Origin of the sequence: Paracidovorax cattleyae (assembly GCF_900104515.1) — a bacterium.
Taxonomy (GTDB): domain Bacteria; phylum Pseudomonadota; class Gammaproteobacteria; order Burkholderiales; family Burkholderiaceae_C; genus Paracidovorax; species Paracidovorax cattleyae.
Genome location: NZ_FNJL01000007.1, coordinates 91,789 through 118,465, shown reverse-complemented (window position 1 = coordinate 118,465; position 26,677 = coordinate 91,789). Strand labels below are relative to the sequence as shown.

Below are 26,677 nucleotides of genomic sequence, written 5' to 3'. Positions count from 1 at the left end.
AAAGGTGCCCGATGGACCCCATGCAATCCAGTTCCTCTCCTTTCTCTTCCCTTCCCGAGGCCGACGGCTGCTGGACCGGGCTGCGGTTGGCGGAAGGCCTCTTCCTTGCCGATGTACCGGTGCCCGCAGGCACTGCCGCCTGCGTGGTCGTGCAGCAGGGCAGGGTGCTGTGGGTCGGCCCCGACTCTTCCCTGCCGCATGCCTTCGCCGCACTGCCGCGCCATCCCGGCAACGGCAGCCTGGCCACGCCGGGCCTCGTGGACTGCCATACCCACCTGGTCTATGGCGGGCACCGTGCCAACGAGTTCGCCATGCGGCTGGCCGGCGCCAGCTACGAGGAGGTCGCCCGGGCCGGCGGCGGGATCGTCTCGTCGGTGAAGGCCACGCGCATCGCCACGGAAGACGAACTGTTCGCCCAGGCCCTGCCCCGCCTGCAGGCGCTGCTGGACGAGGGCGTATGCGCCATCGAGATCAAGTCCGGCTACGGCCTGGCGCTGGAGCACGAGCGCAAGCAACTGCGCGCCGCGCGGCGGCTGGGCGAGGCCTGCGGCGTCACCGTGCGCACCACCTTCCTGGGCGCGCATGCGCTGCCACCGGAATACGCCGGCCGCAGCCAGGACTACATCGACCTCGTCTGCCGGGAAATGCTCCCCGCGCTGGCCGGCGAGGGCCTGGTGGACGCGGTGGATGTGTTCTGCGAGCGCATCGCCTTCAGCCTGGCCGAGACCGGGCAGGTCTTCCAGGCCGCGCAGGCGCTGGGCCTGCCCGTCAAGCTGCACGCCGAGCAGCTCTCCGACATGGGCGGCGCAAGGCTCGCGGCGCGCCATGGGGCCCTGTCGTGCGACCACATCGAGCACCTGTCCGCCGATGGCATTGCCGCAATGAAGGAGGCCGGCACGGTGGCCGTGCTGCTGCCCGGGGCCTACTACACGTTGCGCGACACGCACCTGCCGCCCATCCAGGCGCTGCGCGACGCGGGCGTTCCCATGGCCGTGTCCACCGACCACAACCCCGGCACCTCGCCCGCGCTGAGCCTGCGGCTCATGGCCAACATGGCCTGCACGCTGTTCCGGCTCACCGTGCCCGAGGCCCTGGCCGGCATCACCACCCATGCCGCGCGCGCCCTGGGCCTGCAGGATACGCACGGCCTCATCGCTGCCGGACGTCCGGCCGATTTCGTGCTCTGGCCGTTTGCGGACGCGGCCGAGCTGGCCTACTGGTTCGGACACCAGCCGCCGCAGGCGATCGTCCGGCAGGGCAGGGTGGTGCGGCGATGACGGGCGATACCTCCCGCACCGGTGGCGGCGCACTCTTCGCCGCCCAGGCCCTGCTGCCCGGCGGCTGGGCGAAGGATGTGCTGCTGCACTGGAACGCCGCGGGGCGCCTGACCGCCGTGCAGCCCGGCAGCACGCCGCCGCCGGGCGTGGCGCACGCACCCGGCCCGCTGCTGCCCGGCCTGCCCAACCTGCATTCCCATGCCTTCCAGCGCGCCTTCGCCGGCCTGACCGAATTCCGCGCGGCCAGCGACGACTCGTTCTGGAGCTGGCGGGACCTCATGTACCGCTTCGCCGCGCGCATGTCGCCCGCGGCCCTGGAGGCGATCGCCACCTGGCTCTACGTGGAGATGCTGGAAGCGGGCTACACGGCGGTGTGCGAGTTCCACTACCTGCACCATGCGGAGGACGGCCGCCCCTACGCCGACGATGCCGAGATGTCGCTCGCGCTGCTGCGCGCGGCGCGGCGCGCGGGCATCGGCATCACGCTGCTGCCGGTGCTCTACCAGGCCAGCGGCTTCGGCGGCCAGCCGCCGCGCGAGGGCCAGCGGCGCTTCCTGCACCGCACCGACGGCATGCTCGCGCTGCTCGAACGCCTGGCGCCCGTGGTGCGGGCGCAGGGCGGCGTGCTGGGCCTGGCGCCGCATTCCCTGCGCGCGGTGCCGCCCGACAGCCTGGTGGCGGCGCTGCAGGGGCTGGACGCCATCGTCCCCGGGGCGCCGGTGCACATCCACATCGCCGAACAGACCCAGGAGGTTCATGACTGCATTGCCTGGAGCGGCCAGCGGCCGGTGGAGTGGCTGCTGGACCATGCGCCCGTGGATGCGCGCTGGTGCCTGGTCCACGCCACGCACCTGAGCGATGCCGAGGCCATGCGCGCGGCCCGCTCCGGCGCGGTGGCGGGCCTGTGCCCGACGACCGAGGCCAACCTGGGCGACGGCCTTTTCGACCTGCCACGCTGGCAGTCGGCCGGCGGCCGCTGGGGCCTGGGCTCCGACAGCCATGCCTGCGTGAATGCGGCCGAGGAACTGATGCTGCTCGAATACGGCCAGCGGCTCGCCCTGCGCCGCCGCAACGTGCTGGGCACCGATGCGCAGCCGCAGGTGGCCACGGCCATGCTGCTGCAGGCCGTGCAGGGCGGCGCGCAGGCCGCCGGCCACCTGCCGTTGCCCGGCGCGCAGGCGGGGCTGGCGCAGGGCGCCCCGGCCGATTTCGTTACGCTCGATCCGGAGCACATCGCACTGCGCGGCCTGCCGGCCGAGAGCCAGCTCGCGGCCCATGTCTTCGCCAGCCACCGCACGTCGGCCCTCGATGCCGTCTGGACGGCCGGCGTGCAGCGCGTCACCGCGGGCCGCCACGCCCAGCATCGCGAGAGCGCGGCCGCCTTCGCCGCGGTGCGCTCGGGCCTGCTGCAATCCTGAACCTGTCCCTTTGCCACGAGAATGCCCATGAACGACGCAACGGCCACGCCGCTCTTCCATTTCCACGCCGGCACTGCGCCGCTGCTGCTGTCCATGCCGCATGCCGGCACCCACGTGCCGCCGGAGATCGCCGGCCGCCTGACCCCGGAAGCCCGGCAGGTGCCGGACACCGACTGGCACCTGGAGCGCCTCTATGCCTTCGCGCGCGGCCTGGGCGCCTCCCTGCTCGTGGCCACGCACTCGCGCTATGTGGTGGACCTGAACCGCCCGCCCGACGGCAGCAGCCTGTACCCGGGCCAGAGCGTGACCGGGCTGTGCCCCGTGGACACCTTCGACGACACGCCGCTCTACGCCGACCCGGCCCAGGTTCCCGCTGCCGCGGAGATCGAGGAGCGTCGCCGCCGCTACTGGGACCCGTACCACGCGCAGTTGCGTTCGGAGATCGACAGCATCCGCGCGCAGCACGGCGTGGCGGTGCTCTGGGATGCGCACTCCATCCGCTCCGTGCTGCCGCGTTTCTTCCACGGCCGGCTGCCCGACCTCAACCTCGGCACCGCCGACGGCGCCAGCTGCGATCCGGCGCTCGCGCGCGAACTGCTCGCCATCGGCATGGCCGCGCCCGGCTACAGCGCGGTGCTCAACGGCCGCTTCAAGGGCGGCTACATCACGCGGCACTACGGCGATCCGGGCCGCAATGTGCATGCCGTGCAGCTCGAGATGACGCAGGCCAGCTACATGCAGGAGGCCCTGCCGTTCGACTACCTGCCCGATACCGCCATGGGCGTGCAGCCGCACCTGCGGCGCATGCTGCAGGCCTGCCTGGACTTCGCCGCGGAGCGCGCGGCGGCCTGAGCGATGTCCGCATCGCATGATTCACCGCTGATACCGGCCCTCGCCATCCTGGGCTCCGTGACCTTCCTCGGGATCGGCACGTCCTGGGCCAAGCACACCCTGTTCCCGCTGGTCGGCGCCCAGGGCACGACGGCCTTGCGCGTAGGCTTCTCGGCCCTGTTGCTGCTGCTCCTGTGGCGTCCCTGGCGGCGGCAGCTCGCGCGGGCCGATGCGGCGCGCATCGCCGCCTACGGCGCCGCCCTGGGCGCGATGAACCTCTGCTTCTACCTGTCGCTGCAGACCATTCCCTTCGGCGTGGCCGTGGCGATCGAGTTCTCCGGTCCGCTGGCGGTGGCGCTGCTGTCGTCCCGCCGTCCGCTGGATTTCCTCTGGGTGGTCCTGGCGGTCGCGGGGCTGGGCCTGCTGCTGCCCTGGCAGCAGGGTACCGGAATGCTGGACCTCCGGGGCGTGCTCTTCGCGCTGGCGGCCGCCGTGTTCTGGGCAGGCTACATCCTGTTCGGCAAGCGCCTGGGGCACCTGCACACCGGGCATTCCGTATCCCTCGGGCTGGCCGCGGCATCGCTGGTCGTGGTGCCCGTGGGCATCGGGCATGCCGGGGCCGGCCTGCTCGCGCCGGGTGTTCTGCTCACCGGCATCGGCGTGGCCGCATTGTCCAGCGCCGTGCCCATCATGCTGGAAATGGTGGCGCTCAAGCGCCTTCCCCAGCAGGCTTTCGGCACCATGATCAGCATGGAGCCCGCCGTCGCCGCGTTGCTGGCGCTGGTGCTGCTCGGCGAGTACCTGAGCCCGGCCCAGTGGCTGGCCATCGGCATGATCGTCGCGGCCTCCATGGGATGCGCATTCACTGCACCGCGGCGGTCCCCGCGGCCGCAGACCGAGCCATCACCGGACGCAGGGGTGGCCTCGCGCTGCTGACCGCTCAGACCCTGTTGCGGCCGCCCTCCGCAGGCACCTGGCCAGACCCTCAGGCGGCGGCGTCGATGCGCAGCTGCACGGCGTTGTTCAGATACACCGGCGTCACGCGGTAGCCCGGCACGGACACCGCATCGAAGGACCCGTTGAGGCCGCCATGGCGCAGCACGGTGATCGTCGAACCGACGGCGGGGCGCACGCCCTGGGCGAAATTCACCTCGAGCGTGCCCGCCAGCGCCGCCGGGCCATTCACGGTCAGCGTGCCGGCCGTGCCGCCGGCCGCAGTCATCTGCAGCGACAGCGTGCTGCCCGGACGCTGGGTGTAGGAGCCGTTCACCGTCACTTCGCCGGAGGTCGTGGTACGCAGCGTACCGCCGCCCACGTACACCGCGCCATTGCCCAGCGCCGAGCCGCTGCCCGCCTGCAGGGTCCCGGCCGCCAGTTCGATGCCCCCCGTGAAGCTGTTGTTGCCGGCGAGCACCAGCGTGCCGCTGCCGAGCTTCGTCAGCTTGCCGGCTCCGGCGATGTCGTTGCGCCATGTGTCGAGCGCGCTGAAGCCGCTCTGGGCCGCGTCCATGGTCACCGCCACGTCGCCGTCGAAGCGGCCGTAGCCGTCGGCAGCGGCGAACAGGTTCAGGCGGCCCCAGCCTTCCGCATCGTCCATGACGGGGTAGCCCGACGGCACGGCCGTGGTCTTGAGCACCACGCGGCGCTGCGTGGCGTCCAGGTAGGGCAGGCGGGTTTCCAGCAGCAGTTCCGAGCCCTTGGGCACCACGGCGGGACGGGAAGCGTCGCCGGTCTGCGGGAAGCCGAAGGTCATGCGCCGCAAGTACTCGGAGCGGTTCGTCGCATAGTCCGCGAACCGGTCCGTGCCGGCAGGCTGCGAATGGGCGAACTGCCACAGTTCGGCAGGCGTTTTGGCGCCGGCAGCGGCCATCAGCGTGCTGCGGGCCTGCTGGAAGGCCGCTGCCTTGCGTACCGCGTTCGCGCCGGTCGCGATGCTCGCCGTGGCCACGGCCTGGCCGTGCATGCGGCCGCTGATCACATCCAGAGGGGAGTGCATGCCGGCCAGGATGCGGCTCTCGCCCAGTTCCAGGCCGCGCGCGACCATTTCCTGGAAGCGCTCCGGCACCAGGTAGGCCATGGCGATGGAACTGCGCACCGCCTCGGCCGTGTGGCCGCTGGTGAAGCCGCCGTCGGTGGCCGGCGTGGTGCTGCGCGCCGGGAGGAGGGCGGGCAGTACCTGCACGGCGCTGCTCCAACGCCAGGGCCGCGCGTACTTGTAGAAGCGCTTCGCTGGCTCCGTGGAGCCGTTCTCGCCGACGAAATCCACCGCCGTGCCGAAGGCGGCATTGGCGCTGCCGCCCACGCCCGTGTTGTTGCCGCCGTCGTTGTAGACCACGGTGGTCGCATCGGCCGGGATCGCGGTGATGGTGGTCGTCTGCTGCGCGGCGGCGCGCCACGCGGCCGTCAGGGGCCCCATGCCGTCGCTCACGCTGTAGGCCTTGCCGCGGCGGTCGTCCAGGTACGCCAGGAGTTCCTGTGCCGGCGTGCGGCGGCCCGTGGCATCGACCACATACTGGATGTTGCGCGCATGCACCTGGGCATTGAGCACCGTCCCGTCGGTCACATCGCCGGGGATGCCGCTCCACGTGGAAGGGGCGACGGCCGGGAAGGCACCGTTCGCGGCGGCGCCCGCGCCCGCGTCCACCAGCAGCGTGGACGGTTTCCAGACCGAGAGGAAGCCCGACAGCACCCGCACGCCGGCATTGGTATCGAGCGTGGCGTAGCGCGCATCGCCACGCTGGTTCGTCGCAGCGTTGTCCACGAAGGGCGGAACAGCCGTTTCATCGGGGACGGGAGCGGTGTCCGTCTTGCCCAGCCCTTGCGGGGGCGCGGGAACGGCGCTGATGCCGGAGCCGCCGCCCCCGCAGGCGGAGAGCGCGAAAGCAGCGGCAAGCGCCAGGATCAGGGGACGGCGGGAGAGAGAAATCGTCATGGTATGGGAGGAAAGCGGGCCAACGGAGCCGTCTGGAGGCTCCAGACAGAAGCGGGCTCCCAGGAGACCGCAGCGGCGCACTCTAGGGCCATCGCGTGACCGTTCCATGACGCGTGGCGCCCACGGGCCGGCGGTGCCTCTTGCTGGGCGGAAAAGGCCCGACAGCGCCACGGAAATTGTTGCAATTTGTGCGCCGTTGCCTCAAGAGCGCGCTAGCATGTGTCCCATGGATGTCGCGCCGACTGCTTCCCTGGCTTCTCCCGTCGTCCCTGCGGAACGGCCGCAGGGATGGGGCGAGTTCTTCCACATGCCGGTCTTCCATCCAGGAACCCGGGTGCGGTTCGGTGAACGCCTGGAAACCGTCAGCCACATCACCATCCGCCGCCACGACCTGTGCGTCCATCTCGTCGGGCACGATGCGCCGGTGGCCCCCGAGAAGCTGGTGCTGCAGCCCAGCGTGTTCGCTACCTGCCGCCTGCCCGGACCGGCATGACTTGGCGGCCCGCCGTGCTCAGGCGGCAGGGTGCAGGCCCATGGGTTCGCCCAGCCGCACGGCGCGTGCGGGCTCCCAGGTGTCGACAAAATGCAGTGCCCCGGGCTCGAAAAGCAGCACCACCGTCGAGCCGAGCATGAACCGGCCCATTTCCTCCCCTTTGCGCAGCAGCACCTCCGGGCCGTCTTCATAGGTCCACTGGCGCAGGCCCGCGGTGCGCGGCGGATTGACCGTGCCATGCCAGACCGTGGCCATGCTGCCCACGATGGTGGCGCCCACCAGCACGAGCGCCATGGAGCCCAGCGGCGTGTCGAACAGGCAGACCACCCGCTCGTTGCGCGCGAACAAACCGGGAACGCCCCGGGCGGTGAGCGGGTTCACCGAAAACAGGGCGCCGGGCACATAGACCATGCGGCGCAGCCGGCCGTCGCAGGGCATGTGGATGCGGTGGTAGTCCCGCGGGCTCAGGTAGATGGTGGCGAAGCTGCCGTCCGCGAAACGGGCGGCCTCCTGCGCATCGCCACCCAGCAGCGCCGTGGTCGAGTAGCGGTGGCCCTTGGCCTGGAAGATCTGATCCCTGTCGATGCGGCCGAACTGGCTCACCGCGCCGTCCACAGGACAGACGGCAGGCGCGTCCGCGATGGGCCGTGCGCCCGGGCGCAGCGCGCGCGTGAAGAAATCGTTGAAGGTGGCGTAGCTGGCGATGTCCGGGTTCTCGGCCTCGGACATGTCCACACGGTAGCGGGCCACGAAACGGCGGATGGCGGCCGTGGTGCGGGTGCCCGCGCGCGCCGAGGCGAAGCGGCCGGCCAGCGAGGTGAGGGCCCGCTTGGGCAGCAGGTATTGCGGAAGAACGGCGAGGCGATCTGGCACGGAGGCTCCTGCGGCGAAAGGGCCGGCCATTCTAGGGCCTGTCCGCCGGCCGCGAATGCCAGGGTCGTCCGCGGGAGCGCTCGGGTTGCGGCATGGGCCTGGCATCGCGTGGGCGCGCTGCCCGGCAGTGCGGTGGTGAGAGGGACAGGCCGGCCCTTTTATGTCCTGCCACGCACCCCACTTATGGAGCGTGGCTGGGGATGGCGGATTCCCGGCCCGGTTGCACTTCTGTCGTGCCGCTGCCGGCGCGTTTTGGCAACGCCACGCGGGAGCCGGCGCGCTGCAAGGTACAATTGACAGGTTTTGCACCGGCCCGCGCATGCCCTGCGCGCCGAGAAGAGCAAGAAGAGAAAAGAGGGTCGGCGGCACTGGCCGCTTTCATGCTCAGCAGCGCGGCGTTCATTCTGGCATTGCATGCCAGGCCTGGACGTAACGAAGCGCTTGCGTTTGCATCGCCGGCCCCGGCAGCCCGCGCTGGATTTCCCGTCTGTTATGCATGCCCGGAACCTGCTGTCGTACCGGTCCGGATTTTTAATTTCTAGTTGAACCATGGCTAAAGAAGAACTCATCGAAATGCAGGGCTCCGTGACGGAAGTGCTGCCGGATTCGCGGTTTCGCGTCACGCTGGACAACGGGCATCAGTTGATTGCCTACACCGGCGGCAAGATGCGCAAGCACCATATCCGTATCCTGGCCGGTGACAAGGTGTCCCTGGAAATGTCGCCCTACGACCTCACCAAGGGCCGCATCACGTTCCGCCACCTGCCCGGTCGCGGCCCCGGCCCTTCGTCCGGCTCCCGCTGAGGGCGCTGCGGGCCGCATCGTCACCAGCCCCGCAAATAATGTGCTGGAATCAGCCTGCCAGCCCGCAAGAGGCTCCGCGGCGGGTTAGAATGCCAGTTGTCGGAGCGTAGCGCAGCCTGGTAGCGCATCTGCTTTGGGAGCAGAGGGTCGCGAGTTCGAATCCCGCCGCTCCGACCATTGCTATCAAGGGGTCAGGTCCACAAGGCCTGGCCCCTTTTGTCTTTCTGCCTTCGGCCCACCCGGCGTTCCAGGGCGTGCCGGGGCCGTGGATCCACGGGACTTGGGTGCTACGTCGTGATACATGCATGCGTTGCGTCCGGACCATGATGCCGGGTTTGTTCCTTTCCTCCGCCCGCTCCATGCAGAAGCGATGCCGCCGAGCCGTTTGGCCAAGGCGGCCTGGCGGGCACCACATCCAACATGTCCATAGAAATTTTTGGCGACAGCCTCATGCGCGGCCCTGGCATCAGCATGGCCGTTCCCCGAACCATGATGTCCCTGCGGCCCGGCTGGGTCGTGGAAGACCGCTCCGCCATCGGCCTGCTGATGCAGGATCTCATCCTTGGCTACAAGGAGCCCTACCCGGGCGCACCGGCGGACGCCTATCCGCTCGGGCCGCAGCCCCCGTTCAACGCCATCCGGCGGAGGGGACAGATCATCGTGATCGGCCTCGGGCTCAACGATGCCCTTGAAATGCGCAGCGTCGAGCAGTACGAGGCCGACCTGCGCGATGCCCTGCGGGTCGTTCATTCGGAATGGCGCACGCCCATCCTGACGGGTATCGTGGACGTGCCGGTGGCCGATCTTTTCACGCCCGAGCGCGTGCAGCGCCGCAACGAGCTGAACCAGGTGACCCATCGGGTGGCCGAGCAGCTGGGGGTTTCGCACGCGGGCTGGGGGGAGGACTACCGCGGTGTGGGCGACGTGATCGACAACATCCACCGCACGCAGGCCGCCAGCGACCGCCTGGCGGCTCTCCTGGTCAATGCCATCGAGCGGACCTTCTGAAGCGGACCGCGCCAACCCGGCGCATGGCCGGGTAGCCGGCCCGCGGCCGCCTTAACATCGCGGGGCCGCCATCCCGGGATGGCGGTGTGTTGATCCACCCGCAGCTCCAGGCATGGCACGTCCCTCCCGCACCCGTATCTCACCACTGCCGCAGACCCCTGAGAGCCACGCACGCGCCGGCGCCGTGGATGCGCTGCGTGGCATCGCCATGGTCTGGATGACCGTCTTCCACTTCTGCTTCGATCTCAGCCACTTCGGCTACTGGCCGCAGGATTTCCGGGGCGACCCGGCATGGACGATGCAGCGGACGGCCATCGTCAGCTTGTTCCTCTTCTGCGCGGGACTGGGACAGGCTCTGGCCTGGCAGCAGGGCGTGGGCTGGCGCCGGTTCGGCCGGCGCTGGGTGCGGATCGCCGCCTGCGCACTGCTGGTGAGCGCCGGGTCCTGGCTCATGTTCCCGCGCAGCTACATCCATTTCGGCGTGCTGCACGGAATGGCCGTGATGCTCGTGGTGGCCCGTTGCACGGCGGGATGGGACGGCTGGCTGTGGCCGGCCGGTGCCCTGGCCATGGCTGCGCCCTGGGCTGCCGGGTGGCTGCTGGCCGGGCCGGCGGCAGACTGGGCGCCCTGGTTCAACAGCAATGCGTTGAACTGGCTGGGCCTGGTATCCCGCAAACCCTTCACCGAGGACTACGTGCCCTTGCTGCCGTGGCTCGGCGTGATGTGGTGGGGGCTGGCCGCCGGGCTGTGGGCGCTGCGCCGCCGCCCCGGCTGGCTGGCGATGCCTGTTCACCGGAATGTGCGCGCCCTGGCGGTGCTGGGGCGCTGGAGCCTGAGCTATTACATGCTGCACCAGCCGGTGCTCATCGGCATGTTGCTGGCCACGGGGTGGCTGCTGGGCCGTTAGCGGTGCCTTGGTCCCCGAGCCGGTGGGCCACCCATAGAAAAACGCGGCCATGGCCGCGTTTTTCTATGGAGACCAGTGGGGGCGGCACGCCGCGATGCGGCGTTGCCGGCCTGCGCCGATCACTCGACCTTGGCCTTGGCGCGCAGATCTTCCTGGAACTTGGCCAGCTTCTGCTGCTGCAGCTGCTGGGCGATCTGCGGCTTGACTTCGTCCAGCTTGGGCAGCTTGGCTTCGCGGACGTCGTCCAGGCGGATGACGTGCCAGCCAAACTGCGTCTTGACCGGGGTCTGCGTCATCTTGCCCTTGTCGAGCTTCACGAGGGCCTGGGTGAATTCAGCCACGTAGCTGTTCGGGGAAGCCCAGTCGAGGTCGCCGCCACGGGCGCCGGATCCGGGATCCTTGGACTGCTTCTTGGCGATGTCCTCGAACTTCGCGCCCTTCTTGATGGACGCGATGATGGCCTTGGCCTGGTCTTCGGTTTCCACCAGGATGTGGCTGGCCTTGTATTCCTTGCCGGTGTTGGCGGCGACGAACTTGTCGTACTCGGCCTGGATATCGGCGTCGGTGACGGGGTTGGCCTTCTGGTAGTCGGCGAACAGCTCGCGGATCAGGATGGTCTGGCGGGCCAGTTCCATCTGGTCCTTCACGTTCTGCGAGCCTTCCAGGCCCCGCTTCTGCGCTTCCTGCAGGAAGATCTCGCGGGCAATCACTTCTTCCTTGATCTGGCCTTCGATCTCGGGGGTGATGGGCCGGCCGGAGCGTTCGACCTGCTGCTTCAGGACTTCGACGCGTTCCTTGGGCACGGCCTTGCCATTCACGACGGCAACGTTCTGCGCGATGGCGGGCAGGGCGGACGTGCCCAGCACGGCAGCGGCCACAAGGCCGGACAAGAGCTTTTTCTTCATTGGGAAATCCACAAAAAGGAAAGGGCAGGCTGCACGGAGTGCGCCATGGTGGCCCTGGACGTGGGAATCAAGACGATCAGAGAACTTCAATCGCGATGGCGTGCGCACCCTGGTCAATGAACTCCTGCAGCGCATCATACACAAGGCGGTGCCGTGCCACGCGGCTGCGTTCCGTAAACAAAGGTGACGAGATGCGTACCCGGAAATGCGTCCCGGCGCCGGTGCCGTTGGCCCCGGCATGGCCCGCGTGGGCTGCGCTCTCGTCGAGCACTTCGAGGCGGCTGGGTGCCAGGGTTTCGCGCAGCTTGCGCTCCATGGCCTGCGCGGTGATGGGGCTGCCGCTCATGGCTTCGCATCCTCCGGCGCGGTGCCGGCGTCCTCCTGCGGCTCCTTCATGTAGCGGCTCAGATAGAAGGCCTGGCCTATCACGAAGACGGCCATCAGCCCGATGCCGCCGAAAAGCTTGAAGTTCACCCAGGTGTCGGTGCTGAAGGCGTGCGCCACCCACAGGTTGATGGCGCCCATCGCGGCAAAGAATGCGGTCCAGCTCCAGTTCATGGCGCGCCATGCGGCTTCGGGCAGTTCCATCTGCCCGCCCATGAGCGTGCGGATGAGGTTCTTGCGGAAGAACAACTGGCCGACCAGCAGCGCGCCCCCCATGAGCCAGTAGAGGACGGTGGGCTTCCACTTGATGAAGGTGTCGCTGTGGGAGAGCAGCGTCGCGCCGCCGAACACCACGATCACGCCCAGGCTGACCCACTGCATCGGTTCGATCCGGCCGTGCCGTATGCGAAGGTAGGCGATCTGGACCACGGTGGCGGCGATCGCCACGGCCGTGGCCGTGTAGATGCCCCAGACCTTGAAGGCCACGAAGAACAGGATGATGGGGAAGAAGTCGATCAGCAGTTTCATAGATGGGGCAGGGCGGTTGCCGGGCTCGTCATGCGTGTGCCGCGCACCGTCGCTGCATCACGCGCCGTCCGGCTCGAAGTCCAGCGAGGCGGAGTTCATGCAGTAGCGCAGGCCGGTGGGCGCGGGCCCGTCCTCGAACACATGGCCGAGGTGGGCCCCGCATTGTGCACACACCGTCTCGGTGCGGACCATGCCGTGGCTGCGGTCCACGATTTCGCGGATGGCGCCGGGCACCGCCAGGGAGAAGCTGGGCCAGCCGCAGCCGGCGTCGAACTTGGTGTCCGAGTCGAACAGCTTGGCGCCGCAGCAGACGCAGTGGTAGCTGCCGTCGTCCCAGTGGGCTTCGTACTTTCCGGTGTAGGGGCGCTCGGTGGCCGCATGCCGCGTGACCTGCCAGGCCACGGGTTCGGCTCCCTTGTCCTGCAGCAGCGCCTGCCATTCGGCATCGGTCTTCTGGATCGGGTAGGTCATGATGAACAGCTGATTTCGATGGAAGAGGCCCAGTCGGGCGGGAATCCCGCCCACTCGGCATGCGCGGGATGTTCGTCGAAAGGCCGGGCCAGCACGGCCTGGAGCGCGTGCAGGGGCGCGAAATCCCCCGTCTTGGCCGCCCGGATGGCCAGCTCGCCCAGGTGGTTGCGCAGCACGAAGCGTGGGTTGCTGCGCTGCATGAGGCCGGCCGCGTCCTGCGGGGTCTCGCTCTGCAGCCGCTGGCGGTAGCGCGCCGTCCAGTCGTCCCATCCTGCCCGGTCGATGAACAGGTCGCGCACCGGCGCGAAACCGTCGCCGGCCACCGCCAGCGAGAGCCGGTGCCAGAAGATGGTGTAGTCCACGGCGTCCGCGGCCAGCAGCCCGAGCAGGTCGTCCACCAGCGCGGCGTCCCCTTCGGCGGCCGACGCCAGGCCGAGCTTGGCGCGCATGCGGCCCATGTACTCCGCCGGAAAGGCCGTGCGGTAGGGCTCCAGCGCGGCCTGGGCGAGCTCGGTGTCCTCGATCAGCGGCATCAGCGCCTGGCCGAGGCAGAAGAGGTTCCAGTAGGCGATCTGGGGCTGGCGGTTGAAGGCGTAGCGGCCGTGGCTGTCGCTGTGGTTGCAGATGTGCCCTGGCACGAAGGCATCGAGGAACTGGAAAGGCCCGTAGTCGATGGTGAGCCCCAGGATGCTCATGTTGTCGGTGTTCATCACCCCGTGGCAGAAGCCCACGGCCTGCCACTGCGCCAGCAGCGCGGCGGTCCGGCCACCCACGGCCTGCAGGAGCGCGGCATAGGGATTGCCGCCGGGCGCTTCGCCGGCATCGCGGCAGCCGGGGTAGTAGCGATCGATCACGTAGTCCGCCAGGGCACGCAGCTCGGGCTCCTGGTCGCGCGCCGCGAAGTGCTCGAAGTGGCCGAACCGCACGAAGCTGGGCGCGACGCGCGTCACGACGGCAGCCGTCTCGATTTCCTCGCGCTCCACGGGTGCGGGCGAGGCCGTCAGGGCCAGCGCGCGCGTGGTCGGGATGCCGAGCTCATGCATGGCCTCGCTGCAGAGGAACTCCCGGATGGACGACCGCAGCACGGCGCGGCCGTCGCCCATGCGCGAATACGGGGTGCGTCCGCTGCCCTTGAGCTGCACCTCGTAGCCGGTTTCGGTCTCGCCGAGAAGGATCGCTCGGCCGTCGCCCAGCTGGCCGGCCCAGACGCCGAACTGGTGGCCGCTGTACACACTTGCCAGCGGCCGCATGCCACGCAGCAGCGCGTTGCCCGACAGCACCTGGACCGCCGCATCGCTGCCCAGCCAGTCCGGTTCCAGCCCGATGAGCCGGGCCGTGGACTCGCTGCCCGCCACCCAGCGGGGATCGGGCAGGGGCGTCGGGACCAGTTCGGTGAAGAAGCCGGGCCCCAGGGCGGCGAAGCCGTCCCGCCAGGCCAGGCCCGAGCGGGCCTCGGCCGTCGGGGCGGAGGGGGCGGAGGTCGTCATTGCCGCCATTGTCTCCCACGGCCTTTGCCTGGGCGGGCCACAGGGGCTTGCGCGGCGGACGCCTACCTGTGCATCGCCTGTCAACCTGGCGACAGGGGCTGCCGGGCGCGGGGTTGCCCTGGGGGCGCCGCACCGTACCGCAGGGTTAGGATTCGACGATCACCATATCCACGGGAATAGAAGGAGACACCATGCTGGGCCTGATGCAGAGCCAACCCCTGCTGATTTCGACGCTCGTCGAGTTTGCGGAACGCCACCACGGCGATGCGCAGATCGTCTCGCGGCGAGTGGAGGGCGACATCCACCGCTACACCTACCGGGACATGGCCGCCCGGGCGCGCCAGCTCGCCAACACGCTGGACGGGGAGGGCCTCTTCCCCAGCGCCCGCGTCGCCAGCCTGGCATGGAACGGCTACCGCCACCTGGAGATGTATTACGGGGTGAGCGGTTCAGGCCGTGTGCTGCACACGATCAATCCGCGTCTGCATCCCGACCAGGTCGCCTGGATCGTGAACCACGCCGAGGACGAGGTGCTGTGCTTCGATCTCACGTTCCTGCCCATCGTGCAGGCGGTGCATGCGAAATGCCCGACGGTCCGGCGCTGGGTGGCGCTCTGCGATGCCGACCGGCTGCCGGAGGGCACGGGCATTCCGCAGCTCACGAGCTACGAAAGCTGGATCGGCGCGGCCTCCAGCGAGTACGCCTGGCCGGTGTTCGACGAGAATTCGGCATCCAGCCTCTGCTACACCAGCGGCACCACGGGCCACCCCAAGGGCGTGCTCTACAGCCACCGGTCCTCGGTCCTGCATGCGTATGCGGCGGCGTTGCCCGACGTCATGGGCCTGTCGGCTAGCGATTCGGCGCTCGCCGTGGTGCCCATGTTCCACGTCAATGCCTGGGGCATTCCGTATTCGGCACCGCTCACCGGGTGCAAGCTGGTCTTCCCCGGCCCCGCGCTGGATGGCAAGTCCGTCTATGAACTCATGGACGCCGAGGGCGTGACCTTCGCCGCCGGCGTGCCGACCGTCTGGCAGATGCTGTTGCAGCACGTGAAATCGATCGGGGGCCGTTTCGGCAAGCTCCGGCGCACGGTGATCGGCGGCTCCGCCTGCCCGCCGGCGATGATCGAAGCCTTCCAGAACGACTATGGCGTGCGTGTGCTGCACGCCTGGGGCATGACCGAGATGAGCCCCCTGGGCACGCTCTGCTCGCTCAAGAACAAGCACCTGGACCTGCCGGAGCAGGAGCGCATGAAGATCCTGCTCAAGCAGGGCCGCGCCATCTTCGGCGTGGACATGAAGATCGTCGATGGTGAAGGGCGCGAGCTGCCCTGGGACGGCAGGACCTACGGCGACCTGCTGGTGAAGGGGCCCTGGATCGTGGACCGCTACTACCGCTCGGAGGAGAGCCCGCTGGTGCCCGACGCGCAGGGACGCGGCTGGTTCCCGACGGGCGACGTGGCCACCATCGACCCGGACGGCTACATGCAGATCACGGACCGCAGCAAGGACGTGATCAAGTCCGGTGGGGAGTGGATCAGCTCCATCGACATCGAGAACATCGCCATGGCGCATCCGGCCGTGGCGATGGCGGCCTGCGTGGGCATGCCGCATCCGAAGTGGGATGAGCGGCCCATCGTGGCCGTGGTGCGGCGCCCGGGAACGGAACTCACGTGCGAGGAACTGCTGGCTTTCTACGAGGGCAAGACTGCGAAATGGCAGATACCGGACGACGTCGTGTTCCTCGACGCGATCCCCATCGGCGCGACCGGCAAGATGCTCAAGGCGAAGCTGCGCGACAAGTTGCAGGACTACCGCCTTCCCGGCCTCTGAGCAGCGCGCGACGGCGTGCGGCCCGTGTGGCCGCCCGCCGCGAGTCGCCTGCGGGATAGGCGCTAGGGTGAATCCCTGAACACCTCGGCGGACCTCGCCTGTACGCTGCGGCGTGTTCGGTGACCCCCAATACGCAAGGAGACAGGCGATGAGATTTGCTATCAAGCTGGTGGCTGTATCTGCAATGTTGGCGACCGCAGGCGGTGCCTTTGCCCAGAAGGGCGAAACCGTCAAGATCGCATGGCTCGATCCGCTCTCGGGTCTCATGGCAGCGGTGGGGACCAACCAGCTCAAGAGCTTCCAGTTCCTGGCCGACGAGTTCAGCAGGAAGAACGCCTCGGGCGTGAAGTTCGAGGTCATCGGCATCGACAACAAGCTCAGCCCGCAGGAAACCACGAGCGCGTTGCGCTCCGCGATGGACCAGGGCGCGCGCTACGTGGTGCAGGGCAATGGCTCGGGCCCCGCGCTTGCCATCATGGACGCGCTGGAAAAGCACAACGCGCGCAACCCCGGCAAGGAGGTGCTCTACCTCAACTACGCCGCGGTCGATCCGGACCTCACGAACAGCAAATGCAGCTACTGGCACTTCCGCCTCGATGCCGACACGTCGATGAAGATGGAGGCCATGACCACCTTCATGAAGGACCAGCCCGACATCAAGAAGGTCTATCTGATCAACCAGAACTACGCGCACGGCCAGCAGGTCTCCAAGTACGCCAAGGAGAACCTGGCCCGCAAGCGGCCCGACGTGCAGATCGTGGGCGACGACCTGCATCCCCTGGCACAGGTGCGCGACTTCGCGCCCTACATCGCGAAGATCAAGCAATCGGGCGCCGATACGGTCATCACCGGCAACTGGGGCTCCGACCTCGCGCTGCTGATCAAGGCGGCCAACGACGCGGGCCTGAACAGCGTCAGCTTCTATACCTACTACGGCGGCGTGACCGGATCGCCCACCGCCATGGGTGCGGCCGCCGCGGGGCGCGTGTACATGGTCTCGTACAACCACCTGAACCTGCCCGGCGACATCGGCCGGGTGGTGGCCGACTACAAGAAGAAGTTCAACGACGACATGTACACGGGGGCCGTCTACCATGCCTTCGCGATGCTGGATGCCGGCTTCGTCAAGGCCAGGAGCACCGATCCCGTGAAGGTGGCGCAGGTGCTCGAGGGCATGAAGTTCAACAGCTTCAACGGAGAGGTGGAGATGCGCAAGTCCGACCACCAGCTGCAGCAGGGCCTCTTCGTCTCCAAGTGGGAGAAGGCGGGCGGAAAGTACCCCTACGACGCCGAGAATACGGGCTACACCTTCGTGCCCGTGAAGTACTACGAGCCCTACGTGGCGAGCACGCCCACCTCGTGCCAGATGAAGCGGCCTTCCTGACCGCCCGGCCGCGCCGCGCGGACTTCGCATCGGACGGGCCCGGAAGAACGCCATCCCGGGCCCGGTCTCCGGCCTTTTCCTCCCCTTTCGCTTTCCCGCAGCGCCTCGCGGCCTGATCCCGATGAACCTCGAGTTTTTCGTCATCTCCCTGCTCAACGGCGTGAGCTACGGGCTCCTGCTGTTCATGCTGAGCTCCGGGCTGACGCTGATCTTCAGCATGATGGGCGTGCTCAATTTCGCGCACACCAGCTTCTACATGCTCGGCGCCTACTTCGCCTATTCGATCTCGGGCGTGGTGGGCTTCTGGCCCGCGCTCTTCATCGCGCCGCTGGCGGTGGGCGCCCTGGGCGCGGCCTTCGAGCGCTATGCGCTGCGGCGCGTGCACAAGTTCGGCCACGTGCCGGAGCTGCTCGTGACCTTCGGGCTTTCCTACCTGATCCTGGAGCTCGTGCAGCTCGTCTGGGGCCGCTCCACGGTGCCCTACGGCCTGCCGCCGCAGTTGCAGGGGCCGCTCTTCTCGCTCTACGGCACGCAGTTCCCGAAGTCGCGGTCGTTCGTGATGCTGGTGGCGATGCTGATGCTCGTTTCCGTCTGGCTGGTGCTCACCCGCACGCGCATCGGCCTTGTCATCCAGGCCGCGCTCAAGCAGCCGGAGATGGTGGAGGCGCTCGGCCACAACGTGCCGCGCGTTTTCATGCTGGTGTTCGGCGGTGGTTGTGCCCTGGCCGGTCTGGCGGGCGTGATCGGCGGCAATACCTACGTCACCGAACCGGCCATGGCGGCGTCGGTCGGCTCGATCATCTTCGTCGTGGTGGTAGTGGGCGGCATGGGATCGCTCGCCGGCGCCTTCCTCGCCTCGCTCATCATCGGGCTGGTGCAGACGTTCGCCGTGGCGCTCGACTACTCGCTGGCGAGCGCGCTGCGCTCCATCGGCATGGCGGTGACGGACCAGACCTTCGGCTACCCCGTGCTCAAGCTCACCATTTCGCAGGTCGCGCCGATCCTGCCGTACCTGTTCCTCGTGCTGATCCTGATCTTCCGCCCGAAGGGCTTGCTCGGAACGCGGGAGGACTGACACCATGGCCATGCATCCATCTTCCGGCGTCTACCGTTTCCGGCCGCTCGACATCGTCCGCGCCGTGGTCTGGGGCCTGTTCGCGCTCGCGCTCATCGTGGCGCCCAAGGTGTTCACCAGCAGCCTGGCGCTCACCATGCTCGCGCAGATCGGCTACCTCATCATCATCTGCCTGTCCTACAACATCCTGCTGGGGCAGGGCGGCATGCTGAGCTTCGGGCATGCCGTCTATACCGGCCTGGGCTCCTTCATGGCCGTGCACGCCATGAACTGGGCGGCCAAGGGCGCGCTGCCCATCCCGCTGGTGCTCATCCCGCTGGTGGGCGGCCTGGCCGGCATGTTCTTCGCGGTGCTGCTGGGCTTCGTCACGACCAAGAAATCCGGCACCACCTTCGCGATGATCACGCTCGGCATCGGCGAGCTGGTGGCCTCGATGGCGCTGATGTTCCCCGAGGTGTTCGGCGGCGAGGGCGGCATCACGACCGACCGCGTGTATGGCAAGGGTTTCTTCGGCATCACGTTCGGTCCGGCCATCCAGGTGTACTACCTGATCGCCGCCTACTGCTTCGTCTGCACCGCACTGATGTTCGCCTTCACGGGCACGCCGCTGGGCCGCATGCTGAATGCCGTGCGCGACAACCCGGAGCGCGTGGAGTTCATCGGCTACAACACCCAGCGCGTGCGCTACTACGCCTTCATCATCTCGGGCTTCTTCGCCGGCATCGGCGGCGCGCTGGCGGCGATCAATTTCGAGATCGTCACCGCGGCGGACAGCGTGAGCGTGATGCGCTCGGGCTCCTACCTGCTGTTCACCTTCCTCGGCGGCGCCACGTTCTTCTTCGGGCCCATCATCGGCGCGGTGCTGCTGGTCTTCGCGTCGGTGCTGCTGTCGGAGCTGTCCAAGGCCTGGCTGCTCTACCTGGGCCTGGTGTTCCTCTTCATGGTGATGTATGCCCCCGGCGGCATCGCGAGCCTGATCATGATGAACCTGCGCGTGGCGCGCCACGGACGGCTGAAGCCACTGCTGCCGGGCTACCTCGCGCTGGCCTGCTCCGCGCTCGTTGCGGTTGGGGGCGCCGCCGCGATGATCGAGATGACCTACCACCTGCAGCTCAACGCGGCGCTCGGGCCGCAGATCGGATTCCTGGGTATGACGCTGGACGCCCGCAGTACCGCGACCTGGATCGGCGCGGGCCTCGTGTTCGCCGTGGGTCTGGGCCTGTTCGAGGCATGCCGCAGGCGTTTCGCCCGGGCCTGGGGGGCCACCCAGGAAGGCATCGAGCGCGACCTGCAGTCGGGCCTCTCCGGCCGGGGAGGGCGCGCATGACGGCCACCCACGACACTTCCGGGACACCGGCGCTGGAGCTGCGCGACCTGCGCAAGCGATTCGGCAAGACGGAGATCATCCGTGGCGCCAACCTGTCGGTGCGGGCCGGCGAGCGCGTGGCCATCATCGGTCCGAACGGCGCGGGCAAGTCCACGTTGTTCAACCTGATCAGCGGGCGCTTCGGGCCTTCGAGCGGCGAGGTGCTGCTCAACGGGCAGCGCATCGACGGCAGGGCCCCGTACGAGATCAACCGCATGGGCTTGTCGCGCAGCTTCCAGATCACCAACATCTTCCCGAAGCTGAGCGTGTTCGAGAACCTGCGCTGCGGCGTGCTCTGGAGCCTGGGCTACCGCTACAGCTTCTGGCGCTTCCTCTCGCGGCTCCACGACGCGAACGCCCGGGCGGAGGAGCTGCTGGGGCAGATCCACCTGGAATCCAAGCGCGACATCCTGGCCATGAACCTTACCTACGCGGAGCAGCGTGCGCTGGAGATCGGCATCACCATCGCCGGCGGCGCCAGCGTCATCCTGCTGGACGAACCCACGGCCGGCATGAGCAAGAGCGAAACCGCTCGCTTCATCCAGCTGATCCGCGAAGTCACGCAGGGGCGCACGCTGCTGACCGTGGAGCACGACATGGGCGTGGTCTTCGGCCTGGCCGACCGCATCGCGGTGGTGGTGTACGGGGAGGTGATCGCTTTCGACACGCCGGAAGCCGTGCGCGCCAACCCGCGCGTGCAGGAAGCCTACCTGGGGTCGGTGATCGCTGCAGAGCAGGCGGAGGGCCACTGACATGCTGCACATCGACAATCTGCACGCCTACTATGGCAAGAGCCACGTGCTGCACGGCGTGGGCTTCGACGTGGCGCCCGGCGAGATCGTGGCCCTGCTGGGACGCAACGGCTCGGGCCGCTCCACCACCGCCAAGGCCATCATGGGCCTGGTGCACTGGGAGGGCACGCTGGAGTGGAAAGGGCGGGGGCTCACGGGCCGCAAGCCCTATGAGATCGCGCATCTGGGCCTGGGCTACGTGCCCGAGAGCCGCGATGTGTTTCCCAACCTGACCGTGCACCAGAACCTGCTGCTGGGCCAGAAGGGCCGCGGCAAGGGCAGCCGCTGGGGCTTCGACGACATGTACGCGATGTTCCCGCGTCTCAAGGAGCGACAGCACACCGAGGCGGGCGTGATGTCGGGGGGCGAGCAGCAGATGCTCACCCTTTGCCGCACGCTCATGGGTGATCCGGACCTCATCATCATCGACGAGCCCACCGAGGGCCTGGCGCCGAAGATCGTCGAGCTGGTGGGCGAGTACCTCACGAAGATCCGCGAGCGCGGGGTGTCCGTCCTCCTCATCGAGCAGAAGCTCACCATCGCCATGCGGATCTCCGACCGTGCGCTCGTGATGGGCCACGGCAGCATCGTGTTCGACGGCACGCCCGAAGGACTGCGAGAAAACACGGCGGTGCGCAAGGAGTGGCTGGAGGTATAGCCGCCTTGCAATGCCGCAGAGCGGCTGCCGGTCCGTTTTCGGGGATTTGCCACGACAGCACGCACCGCAGTCATCACGCAGCGATTTCCAAAATTTCCAGCGATGCGGTGGTTTTCCGTTTCCGCGGCTGTTGTGGAGGTTCGCCGTCGGACCGCATCGCGACTCAAATCCCGATGCGATGCTTGCGGGAACCTCTCAAACCCCAATATGGACCACCCAGCGCCTTTATAAATCAATGAGTTACGGCGCTGGGGCGCATGCTTGTGTAGACCAACAGTGAGAAAGCCCGAGCACTGACATCGTGTCTATTGGGAGCCTTTCAAAACCCCGAATCCACCAACCCACCGTCCTTGTGAATCAACGGTGACGCCGCACGGACCTCCGAATGCAGAGATTTGGAGAGGCACCCTATTGGAATTCAACCGTTTCTTCGACGGTTTTCTTCTCTATATGCCGCATATAGTTGGTTGTAAGTTTGTAGGTCAGAACGTGCTTCGGCGAGTATTCGCTGGTTGGTTGCTATTTCAATCGGATTGCCTTCTTCTTCGGCGTTTGCAAGATCTTCAGTCGCAGTTTGAATCAACAGTCGCGCGTCTTCTATGGACTGTCGAAGCTGCTGGGCGACGTCGCGACCAGGGACGACGCTGACCTGGGTCGATGAAGACGCGCCAATTGCTCGGACCCGCTTGCCTCCGCCCGGGAGAGAGTGGGGCGTGAGCGGAATCTCTATCCCTCCAACAGCCGGCATGAAGCCGCGCGCCTGCAGTTTATCGAGTGCAGTCAGGTGACGGTCGTTGGACGGACCGGCTTGTTCGGCGATGCTATGGCGTTGTGCGTTGAAAGCCTGGGTGAGCCGTGCGCTCTGAGCTGACGGGCTGTCGGCTCGCGCTTGCCTCGGCGTTTGTGCAGTGCGCTTGGCCGCGAGCATTCCTTGGAGTTCGGGATGAGCCAGTTTGGCCGATGGTCCCGACGAACCGGCGGTGGGTTGTTTTGTATGGCGTTGCGTTTCCTGAAGCGCCTGGGAACGCGTGGAGTTGCTGCTGGCCGATTTAATGGAGCTATTAAGCATGGAGAGTATTTTTCAGTTGAGGACAGACAGTCGCAAGCATTGGTTCATCAATGAAAATCGAAGGGCGGTGGCGCGAAAAGCCGTATCGAACTCCGAAAAAGATCCCATGGCTTCATGCGGTGCCGCCCCGACGCGAAAGCTGTCAGTGACGGAATGTTTGGCGCAGGGCATGTAGCAGCAGATCGATGAATCTCCTCATTGAAGACCGACCGCAGCTTTGTGCGCCAACCCACCGGCGCGCAATGCGCGCGGATTGCCGAGATAGTCGTGAAGCAAGGGCGCCAACTGGGATTGCGCGTGATGGCCGAAGGCATCGAAGACGCATCCACCGGAGACGCGCTGCTGCGCATGGGTTGCGACGATGGCCAGGGCTAACACATAGCCGCGCCCATGGAACTGGCGCCAGCGCCACTGCGTACCTGGCTGGCAGTGCGCCAGCCCCGGGAGCCTGGAGCCTGCGGCTAGAGCAGCGGCGCCTGGTACGTGGCGAGGCGCACGGTGAAGAAGGGCTTGACGGCCGCGATGTTGCCCTTGACCGCGACGGTGTTCGCGTCCAAATCGTAGCTCATGCCGAGCGGATCGCCGGCGGGCCAGCCCGGGCCGAAACACCACTGCGTGCTGGGCACGTTGTTGCGCTGCAGGAGCTGCAGCATGCGGCGGGTGGCGATCTCGGCGCTGGCGTTGCCTTCGGGGTAGCCGTGCTCGCCGAGGAAGCCGCGCTTGCCGTTGTCCTTGAGCCACTCGACGAAGGGCGTCACCATCTTCTCCCCAGTGTCGGGCGCCACGCGCTCCTTCGGGTTGAGCCAGGCGCCGCCGCCTTTGCCGCCGCTGTCGAGGTAGTTGTGCGCCTCGTAGACGATGAGGCCGTGGGGATCGGGGATGGCCGAGAGCCCGTCGGAGACCTTGGGCCATAGGCGCGCTGAGGCGTACTCGTTGCCGCAGATGAAAACGAAGTGCCGGCGGTCGAAGTCGAAGATGCGCGCGGCCGCGCGCGTGGCGATGCGCAGCCAGTGGGCGCGCATGTCGAAGGGTGTGCCGTCCGCGTTCTTCTCCTTGCCGGTATGGGGCTCGTTCATGAGACCCCAGCCGAAGACCGCAGGATGGTCGCGCAGGCGCTGCACGATGCGCGACCAGAGGTCCGGCAGGCCGTCTTCCGTGTAGAGCTTGCAGCCGCGCGTTCCGATCACGCGGTATTCGTAGAGCTTGAGCAACTGGTCGCGCCCGTCGAAATACGCGAGGTAGTCGAAGTCGCCCTTGCGGTAGCTGCCCTGCCACACGGTATCGGCCGCGGGATCGGCCACCGCGCGGCCATCGGGCCCCACGAGCTGGCCGGCCTGGATGCGGTAGCCCTGCAGCGCCGCCACGCGGGTGGGCAGGCGCAGGTAATCGTGCAGCTCCACGATGGCCTGCTTGCCCCGGGCGGCGAGGCGGTCGAGCACGGTGCGCACCTGCTGGAAATAGGCCTCGTTCAACGGCAGACCCTGGCCGGTGCTGAAGCGTTGCGCAGTGGTGGGCAGCCGGAACAGCGGGCAATCGCCGGCTGCTGCGATGTGCTGTTCGGTGATGTCGCGGTAGTGGGTGCCGATGGCGGCGTTCTCAACGAAACTGTTCGATCCCAGGCCCGACAGGTTCATGCCCGCGAAGGGCAGGGTGGCGCCGGCGGCGTGCGCCGCCATCCAGGGCGCGGCCGCGGCCCAGGCAACACCGACGCCGCCTTGCAGCAGCGTGCGGCGGGGCAGGCTGGAAGAGGGCCGCTCTGGCGGCGTGTCCGCAGGTGTTTGGGGGGACGCGGGCGCCGGGCGACGACGGGGCGAAGCAACCATGGAAACCTTTCGCATAGGATGGGGAATTGGAGCGCCCGCCACCTTAGCGGCCGCTCCGGGGTCCTGCTGTAACGGCGTGTGGTTCGTCGGCTTTGCGCCACCACGGCGCGCGCGACGCCCTGGCACAGTGCACGATGCGATGCCCATTTCTGTCCCAGCCGGGACAACCCTGGCTGGCATCCTCGCCCGGACTCTCTAGAATCAAAAAGCACGACCGTTCTTTTCCAGACCAACCAAGGGACAAGCAATGACCGCTGAATACCAAGTCCACGGCGATGTAGCCGTGATCACCCTGGCCAATCCGCCCGTGAACGGGCTGGGCCATGCCACGCGCAAGGGCATCACCGACGGGCTGGCCCGCGCGAATGCCGATGCGGCCGTGAAGGCCATCGTCGTCACGGGGGCCGGCGGCGCGTTCTCCGGCGGCGCGGACATCAAGGAATTCGGCACGGACAAGGCCATGCAGGAGCCCAACCTGCACTCGGTGATCCGCGCGGTGGAAGGCTCGGCCAAGCCGGTCGTGGCCGCCATCCACACCGTGTGCATGGGCGGCGGCCTGGAGCTGGCCCTGGGCTGCCACTACCGCATCGCCGCCCCCGGCTGCAGCATGGCGCTGCCCGAAGTGAAGCTGGGCCTGCTGCCCGGCGCGGGCGGCACCCAGCGCCTGCCGCGCGTCGTCGGCGTGGAAGCCGCGCTCAACATGATCGTGAGCGGCGAGCCCGTGAAGAGCGAGCTGATCGGCGGCATGCCCGGCCAGAAGCTTTTCGACAAGATGGCCGCCTCGGCCGAATCGCTCGCCGAAGAGGCCCTGGCCTTCGCGCGCAGCGTGGCCGACGCGCGCCCGCTGCCGCTGGTGCGCAACCTGCCCGCCAAGCACCCGCAGGGCGATGCCTACTTCCAGTTCGCCCGCAACATGGTCAAGGGCATGGCGAAGAACTTCCCTGCGCCGCTCAAGTGCGTGGACGCCGTGGAAGCCGCCACCAAGCGCAAGTTCGATGACGGCCTGGCGTACGAGCGCGAGCTGTTCGTCAACCTGATGTGGACGCCCGAATCGCGCGCGCTGCGCCACCTGTTCCTGGCCGAGCGCGCCGCGAGCAAGATCCCCGACGTGCCGTCGGACACCCCCAGGCGCGAGATCCGCAAGGTGGGCGTGATCGGTGCCGGCACCATGGGCGGCGGCATCAGCATGAACTTCCTGAACGCCGGCATTCCCGTCACCATCCTGGAGACCAAGCAGGAAGCGCTGGACCGTGGCCTCGCCACCATCCGCAAGAACTACGAGGCGCAGGTCGCCAAGGGCAAGCTCAAGCAGGACAAGTACGAGCAGCGCATGGCTCTGCTCACCTCCACGCTGAGCTATGACGACCTGAAGGACGTCGATCTCGTCATCGAGGCGGTGTTCGAAGAGATGGGCGTCAAGGAAACCGTGTTCAAGAAGCTCGACGAGGTCGCCAGGCCCGGCGCCATCCTCGCTTCCAACACCTCCACGCTCGACGTGGACCAGATCGCCGCCTTCACGAAGCGTCCGCAGGACGTGGTGGGCATGCACTTCTTCAGCCCCGCCAACGTGATGAAGCTGCTGGAGGTGGTGCGCGGCAAGGAAACCGCCAAGGACGTGCTCGCCACCGTGATGGCGCTCGCCAAGAAGATCAAGAAGACAGCCGTGGTCTCCGGCGTCTGCGACGGCTTCATCGGCAACCGCATGATCGAGCGCTACAGCCAGCAGGCCGGCTTCCTGCTCGATGAAGGCGCCACGCCCCAGCAGGTGGACAAGGCCATCGAGAAGTTCGGCTTCGCCATGGGCCCGTTCCGCATGGGCGACCTCGCCGGCAACGACATCGGCTGGGCGATCCGCAAGCGCCGCGCCGTCGAGCGCCCGGACATGAAGTACAGCCGCACGGCCGACAAGCTCTGCGAGCTGGGCCGCTACGGCCAGAAGACGGGCGCCGGCTGGTACGACTACAAGCCGGGCAAGCGCGATGCCGTCCCGAGCGACCTGGTGAACCAGATGATCGAGGACCACCGCAAGGAACTCGGCATCGCCCCGCGCAAGATCAGCGACGAGGAGATCGTGCAGCGCCTGGTCTATGCCCTGGTGAACGAGGGCGCGAAGATCCTGGAAGAGGGTATCGCGAGCAAGTCCGGAGACATCGACATGGTGTACCTCACGGGCTACGGCTTCCCCATTCACCGCGGCGGCCCGATGCACTACGCGAGCGAAGTGGGCCTCTTCAACGTCGCGCAGTCGATGCAGCGCTTCGCGCAGAACCCGCTGGACGACGCCGCTGCGTGGGAGCCCGCGCCGCTGCTGTCGCGCCTCGCCGCCGAGGGCAAGGCCTTCGCCTGACCCGCGCCGTCCGC

The 26,677-nt window shown here is 67.8% G+C and carries 25 protein-coding genes and 1 tRNA gene; 17 read left to right on the top strand and 9 right to left on the bottom strand.

From position 1 onward, the window contains the following. The first annotated feature begins 20 nt into the window (after positions 1-20). Genes hutI through BLR05_RS07555 form a run of 4 tightly spaced genes read left to right on the top strand, consistent with a single transcriptional unit; the run spans position 21 to position 4,462 of the window. Positions 21-1,277, top strand: a complete 1,257-nt coding sequence (gene hutI / locus BLR05_RS07570) for an imidazolonepropionase (RefSeq protein WP_092833459.1) — start codon at positions 21-23, stop codon at positions 1,275-1,277. After that, positions 1,274-2,695, top strand: a complete 1,422-nt coding sequence (locus tag BLR05_RS07565) for a formimidoylglutamate deiminase (protein ID WP_092833323.1) — start codon at positions 1,274-1,276, stop codon at positions 2,693-2,695. The genes hutI and BLR05_RS07565 overlap by 4 nt, the downstream gene beginning before the upstream one ends. A gap of 27 nt (positions 2,696-2,722) precedes the next feature. Next, positions 2,723-3,547 carry an N-formylglutamate deformylase gene (gene hutG, locus BLR05_RS07560; RefSeq protein ID WP_092833457.1) on the top strand — a complete coding sequence of 275 codons (825 nt, stop codon included), beginning with the start codon at positions 2,723-2,725 and terminating at the stop codon, positions 3,545-3,547. A 3-nt stretch (positions 3,548-3,550) separates the two neighbouring features. After that, positions 3,551-4,462, top strand: a complete 912-nt coding sequence (locus BLR05_RS07555; RefSeq protein ID WP_092833321.1) for an EamA family transporter — start codon at positions 3,551-3,553, stop codon at positions 4,460-4,462. Between the two features lie 49 nt (positions 4,463-4,511). On the opposite strand, the gene BLR05_RS07550 is transcribed toward BLR05_RS07555, so the two are convergent. After that, a complete protein-coding gene (locus BLR05_RS07550; protein WP_092833319.1) occupies positions 4,512-6,458 on the bottom strand; it encodes a phosphatase PAP2 family protein in 1,947 nt (648 codons plus the stop codon). Positions 6,459-6,684: 226 nt separating this feature from the next. Here BLR05_RS07550 and BLR05_RS07545 point away from each other — a divergent pair, with 226 nt between their 5' ends. Further along, entirely contained in the window at positions 6,685-6,951 is a 267-nt protein-coding gene (locus BLR05_RS07545; protein WP_092833317.1) for a hypothetical protein, read from the top strand. An 18-nt stretch (positions 6,952-6,969) separates the two neighbouring features. On the opposite strand, the gene asd is transcribed toward BLR05_RS07545, so the two are convergent. Continuing rightward, a complete protein-coding gene (gene asd, locus BLR05_RS07540) occupies positions 6,970-7,824 on the bottom strand; it encodes an archaetidylserine decarboxylase (RefSeq protein WP_092833455.1) in 855 nt (284 codons plus the stop codon). A 549-nt stretch (positions 7,825-8,373) separates the two neighbouring features. On the opposite strand from asd, the gene infA reads away from it, so the two are divergent. The 4 genes from infA (at position 8,374) to BLR05_RS07520 (ending at position 10,543) form a co-directional block, all read left to right on the top strand. Next, a complete protein-coding gene (gene infA / locus BLR05_RS07535) occupies positions 8,374-8,628 on the top strand; it encodes a translation initiation factor IF-1 (RefSeq protein ID WP_013594762.1) in 255 nt (84 codons plus the stop codon). 100 nt (positions 8,629-8,728) lie between these two features. After that, a tRNA-Pro gene (locus tag BLR05_RS07530) sits at positions 8,729-8,805 on the top strand. 243 nt (positions 8,806-9,048) lie between these two features. Next, complete coding sequence (locus BLR05_RS07525) at positions 9,049-9,636, top strand: GDSL-type esterase/lipase family protein (protein WP_092833315.1); 588 nt, start codon at positions 9,049-9,051, stop codon at positions 9,634-9,636. Between the two features lie 112 nt (positions 9,637-9,748). After that, the gene (locus BLR05_RS07520) at positions 9,749-10,543 is read left to right on the top strand and encodes a heparan-alpha-glucosaminide N-acetyltransferase (protein ID WP_092833313.1); all 795 of its coding nucleotides are present in this window, start codon (positions 9,749-9,751) and stop codon (positions 10,541-10,543) included. 119 nt (positions 10,544-10,662) lie between these two features. Here the strand turns inward: BLR05_RS07520 and BLR05_RS07515 are convergent, their stop codons facing one another. From BLR05_RS07515 to BLR05_RS07495, 5 genes are all read right to left on the bottom strand, one after another. Further along, on the bottom strand, positions 10,663-11,448 hold the full coding sequence (locus BLR05_RS07515) for a foldase protein PrsA (protein ID WP_092833311.1): 786 nt from the start codon (positions 11,446-11,448) through the stop codon (positions 10,663-10,665). Between the two features lie 76 nt (positions 11,449-11,524). Beyond that, the gene (locus tag BLR05_RS07510; RefSeq protein ID WP_092833309.1) at positions 11,525-11,794 is read right to left on the bottom strand and encodes a BolA family protein; all 270 of its coding nucleotides are present in this window, start codon (positions 11,792-11,794) and stop codon (positions 11,525-11,527) included. Then, complete coding sequence (locus BLR05_RS07505) at positions 11,791-12,360, bottom strand: septation protein A (protein ID WP_092833307.1); 570 nt, start codon at positions 12,358-12,360, stop codon at positions 11,791-11,793. The genes BLR05_RS07510 and BLR05_RS07505 overlap by 4 nt, the downstream gene beginning before the upstream one ends. 57 nt (positions 12,361-12,417) lie before the next feature. After that, positions 12,418-12,831, bottom strand: a complete 414-nt coding sequence (msrB, locus tag BLR05_RS07500; RefSeq protein ID WP_092833305.1) for a peptide-methionine (R)-S-oxide reductase MsrB — start codon at positions 12,829-12,831, stop codon at positions 12,418-12,420. Continuing rightward, a complete protein-coding gene (locus tag BLR05_RS07495) occupies positions 12,828-14,318 on the bottom strand; it encodes a protein adenylyltransferase SelO (RefSeq protein WP_092833303.1) in 1,491 nt (496 codons plus the stop codon). The genes msrB and BLR05_RS07495 overlap by 4 nt, the downstream gene beginning before the upstream one ends. Positions 14,319-14,509: 191 nt before the next feature. On the opposite strand from BLR05_RS07495, the gene BLR05_RS07490 reads away from it, so the two are divergent. The 6 genes from BLR05_RS07490 (at position 14,510) to BLR05_RS07465 (ending at position 21,424) form a co-directional block, all read left to right on the top strand. Then, on the top strand, positions 14,510-16,150 hold the full coding sequence (locus BLR05_RS07490) for a 3-(methylthio)propionyl-CoA ligase (RefSeq protein ID WP_092833301.1): 1,641 nt from the start codon (positions 14,510-14,512) through the stop codon (positions 16,148-16,150). Positions 16,151-16,298: 148 nt separating this feature from the next. Further along, positions 16,299-17,534, top strand: a complete 1,236-nt coding sequence (locus BLR05_RS07485; protein ID WP_092833299.1) for a branched-chain amino acid ABC transporter substrate-binding protein — start codon at positions 16,299-16,301, stop codon at positions 17,532-17,534. Between the two features lie 121 nt (positions 17,535-17,655). Further along, on the top strand, positions 17,656-18,609 hold the full coding sequence (locus BLR05_RS07480) for a branched-chain amino acid ABC transporter permease (RefSeq protein WP_092833297.1): 954 nt from the start codon (positions 17,656-17,658) through the stop codon (positions 18,607-18,609). Between the two features lie 4 nt (positions 18,610-18,613). Further along, entirely contained in the window at positions 18,614-19,936 is a 1,323-nt protein-coding gene (locus BLR05_RS07475) for a branched-chain amino acid ABC transporter permease (protein WP_092833295.1), read from the top strand. Continuing rightward, a complete protein-coding gene (locus BLR05_RS07470) occupies positions 19,933-20,727 on the top strand; it encodes an ABC transporter ATP-binding protein (protein ID WP_092833293.1) in 795 nt (264 codons plus the stop codon). The genes BLR05_RS07475 and BLR05_RS07470 overlap by 4 nt, the downstream gene beginning before the upstream one ends. A 1-nt stretch (position 20,728) precedes the next feature. Further along, entirely contained in the window at positions 20,729-21,424 is a 696-nt protein-coding gene (locus BLR05_RS07465; protein ID WP_092833291.1) for an ABC transporter ATP-binding protein, read from the top strand. Positions 21,425-21,842: 418 nt separating this feature from the next. On the opposite strand, the gene xopO is transcribed toward BLR05_RS07465, so the two are convergent. Beyond that, entirely contained in the window at positions 21,843-22,493 is a 651-nt protein-coding gene (xopO, locus tag BLR05_RS26755; protein ID WP_208605987.1) for a XopO/AvrRps4 family type III secretion system effector, read from the bottom strand. Positions 22,494-22,691: 198 nt separating this feature from the next. On the opposite strand from xopO, the gene BLR05_RS07455 reads away from it, so the two are divergent. Then, positions 22,692-22,868 carry an EAL domain-containing protein gene (locus BLR05_RS07455; protein ID WP_225979315.1) on the top strand — a complete coding sequence of 59 codons (177 nt, stop codon included), beginning with the start codon at positions 22,692-22,694 and terminating at the stop codon, positions 22,866-22,868. A gap of 86 nt (positions 22,869-22,954) precedes the next feature. Here the strand turns inward: BLR05_RS07455 and BLR05_RS07450 are convergent, their stop codons facing one another. Beyond that, on the bottom strand, positions 22,955-24,169 hold the full coding sequence (locus BLR05_RS07450) for a glycoside hydrolase family 5 protein (RefSeq protein ID WP_225979317.1): 1,215 nt from the start codon (positions 24,167-24,169) through the stop codon (positions 22,955-22,957). A gap of 394 nt (positions 24,170-24,563) precedes the next feature. On the opposite strand from BLR05_RS07450, the gene BLR05_RS07445 reads away from it, so the two are divergent. Then, entirely contained in the window at positions 24,564-26,663 is a 2,100-nt protein-coding gene (locus BLR05_RS07445; protein ID WP_092833287.1) for a 3-hydroxyacyl-CoA dehydrogenase NAD-binding domain-containing protein, read from the top strand. The last annotated feature ends 14 nt before the right edge of the window (positions 26,664-26,677 follow it).

Bases quoted from the DNA above. Each gene is read 5' to 3' on its own strand.
- msrB (WP_092833305.1), bottom strand. From the start codon at position 12,831: ATGACCTACCCGATCCAGAAGACCGATGCCGAATGGCAGGCGCTGCTG.
- BLR05_RS07485 (WP_092833299.1), top strand. From the start codon at position 16,299: ATGAGATTTGCTATCAAGCTGGTGGCTGTATCTGCAATGTTGGCGACC.
- BLR05_RS07510 (WP_092833309.1), bottom strand. From the start codon at position 11,794: ATGAGCGGCAGCCCCATCACCGCGCAGGCCATGGAGCGCAAGCTGCGC.
- BLR05_RS07525 (WP_092833315.1), top strand. From the start codon at position 9,049: ATGTCCATAGAAATTTTTGGCGACAGCCTCATGCGCGGCCCTGGCATC.
- xopO (WP_208605987.1), bottom strand. From the start codon at position 22,493: ATGCTTAATAGCTCCATTAAATCGGCCAGCAGCAACTCCACGCGTTCC.
- BLR05_RS07475 (WP_092833295.1), top strand. From the start codon at position 18,614: ATGGCCATGCATCCATCTTCCGGCGTCTACCGTTTCCGGCCGCTCGAC.
- BLR05_RS07480 (WP_092833297.1), top strand. From the start codon at position 17,656: ATGAACCTCGAGTTTTTCGTCATCTCCCTGCTCAACGGCGTGAGCTAC.
- BLR05_RS07470 (WP_092833293.1), top strand. From the start codon at position 19,933: ATGACGGCCACCCACGACACTTCCGGGACACCGGCGCTGGAGCTGCGC.
- hutI (WP_092833459.1), top strand. From the start codon at position 21: ATGCAATCCAGTTCCTCTCCTTTCTCTTCCCTTCCCGAGGCCGACGGC.
- BLR05_RS07490 (WP_092833301.1), top strand. From the start codon at position 14,510: ATGCTGGGCCTGATGCAGAGCCAACCCCTGCTGATTTCGACGCTCGTC.
- BLR05_RS07550 (WP_092833319.1), bottom strand. From the start codon at position 6,458: ATGACGATTTCTCTCTCCCGCCGTCCCCTGATCCTGGCGCTTGCCGCT.
- hutG (WP_092833457.1), top strand. From the start codon at position 2,723: ATGAACGACGCAACGGCCACGCCGCTCTTCCATTTCCACGCCGGCACT.
- BLR05_RS07505 (WP_092833307.1), bottom strand. From the start codon at position 12,360: ATGAAACTGCTGATCGACTTCTTCCCCATCATCCTGTTCTTCGTGGCC.
- BLR05_RS07495 (WP_092833303.1), bottom strand. From the start codon at position 14,318: ATGACGACCTCCGCCCCCTCCGCCCCGACGGCCGAGGCCCGCTCGGGC.
- infA (WP_013594762.1), top strand. From the start codon at position 8,374: ATGGCTAAAGAAGAACTCATCGAAATGCAGGGCTCCGTGACGGAAGTG.
- BLR05_RS07555 (WP_092833321.1), top strand. From the start codon at position 3,551: ATGTCCGCATCGCATGATTCACCGCTGATACCGGCCCTCGCCATCCTG.
- BLR05_RS07545 (WP_092833317.1), top strand. From the start codon at position 6,685: ATGGATGTCGCGCCGACTGCTTCCCTGGCTTCTCCCGTCGTCCCTGCG.
- BLR05_RS07565 (WP_092833323.1), top strand. From the start codon at position 1,274: ATGACGGGCGATACCTCCCGCACCGGTGGCGGCGCACTCTTCGCCGCC.
- BLR05_RS07465 (WP_092833291.1), top strand. From the start codon at position 20,729: ATGCTGCACATCGACAATCTGCACGCCTACTATGGCAAGAGCCACGTG.
- BLR05_RS07520 (WP_092833313.1), top strand. From the start codon at position 9,749: ATGGCACGTCCCTCCCGCACCCGTATCTCACCACTGCCGCAGACCCCT.
- BLR05_RS07445 (WP_092833287.1), top strand. From the start codon at position 24,564: ATGACCGCTGAATACCAAGTCCACGGCGATGTAGCCGTGATCACCCTG.
- BLR05_RS07450 (WP_225979317.1), bottom strand. From the start codon at position 24,169: ATGGCGGCGCACGCCGCCGGCGCCACCCTGCCCTTCGCGGGCATGAAC.
- BLR05_RS07515 (WP_092833311.1), bottom strand. From the start codon at position 11,448: ATGAAGAAAAAGCTCTTGTCCGGCCTTGTGGCCGCTGCCGTGCTGGGC.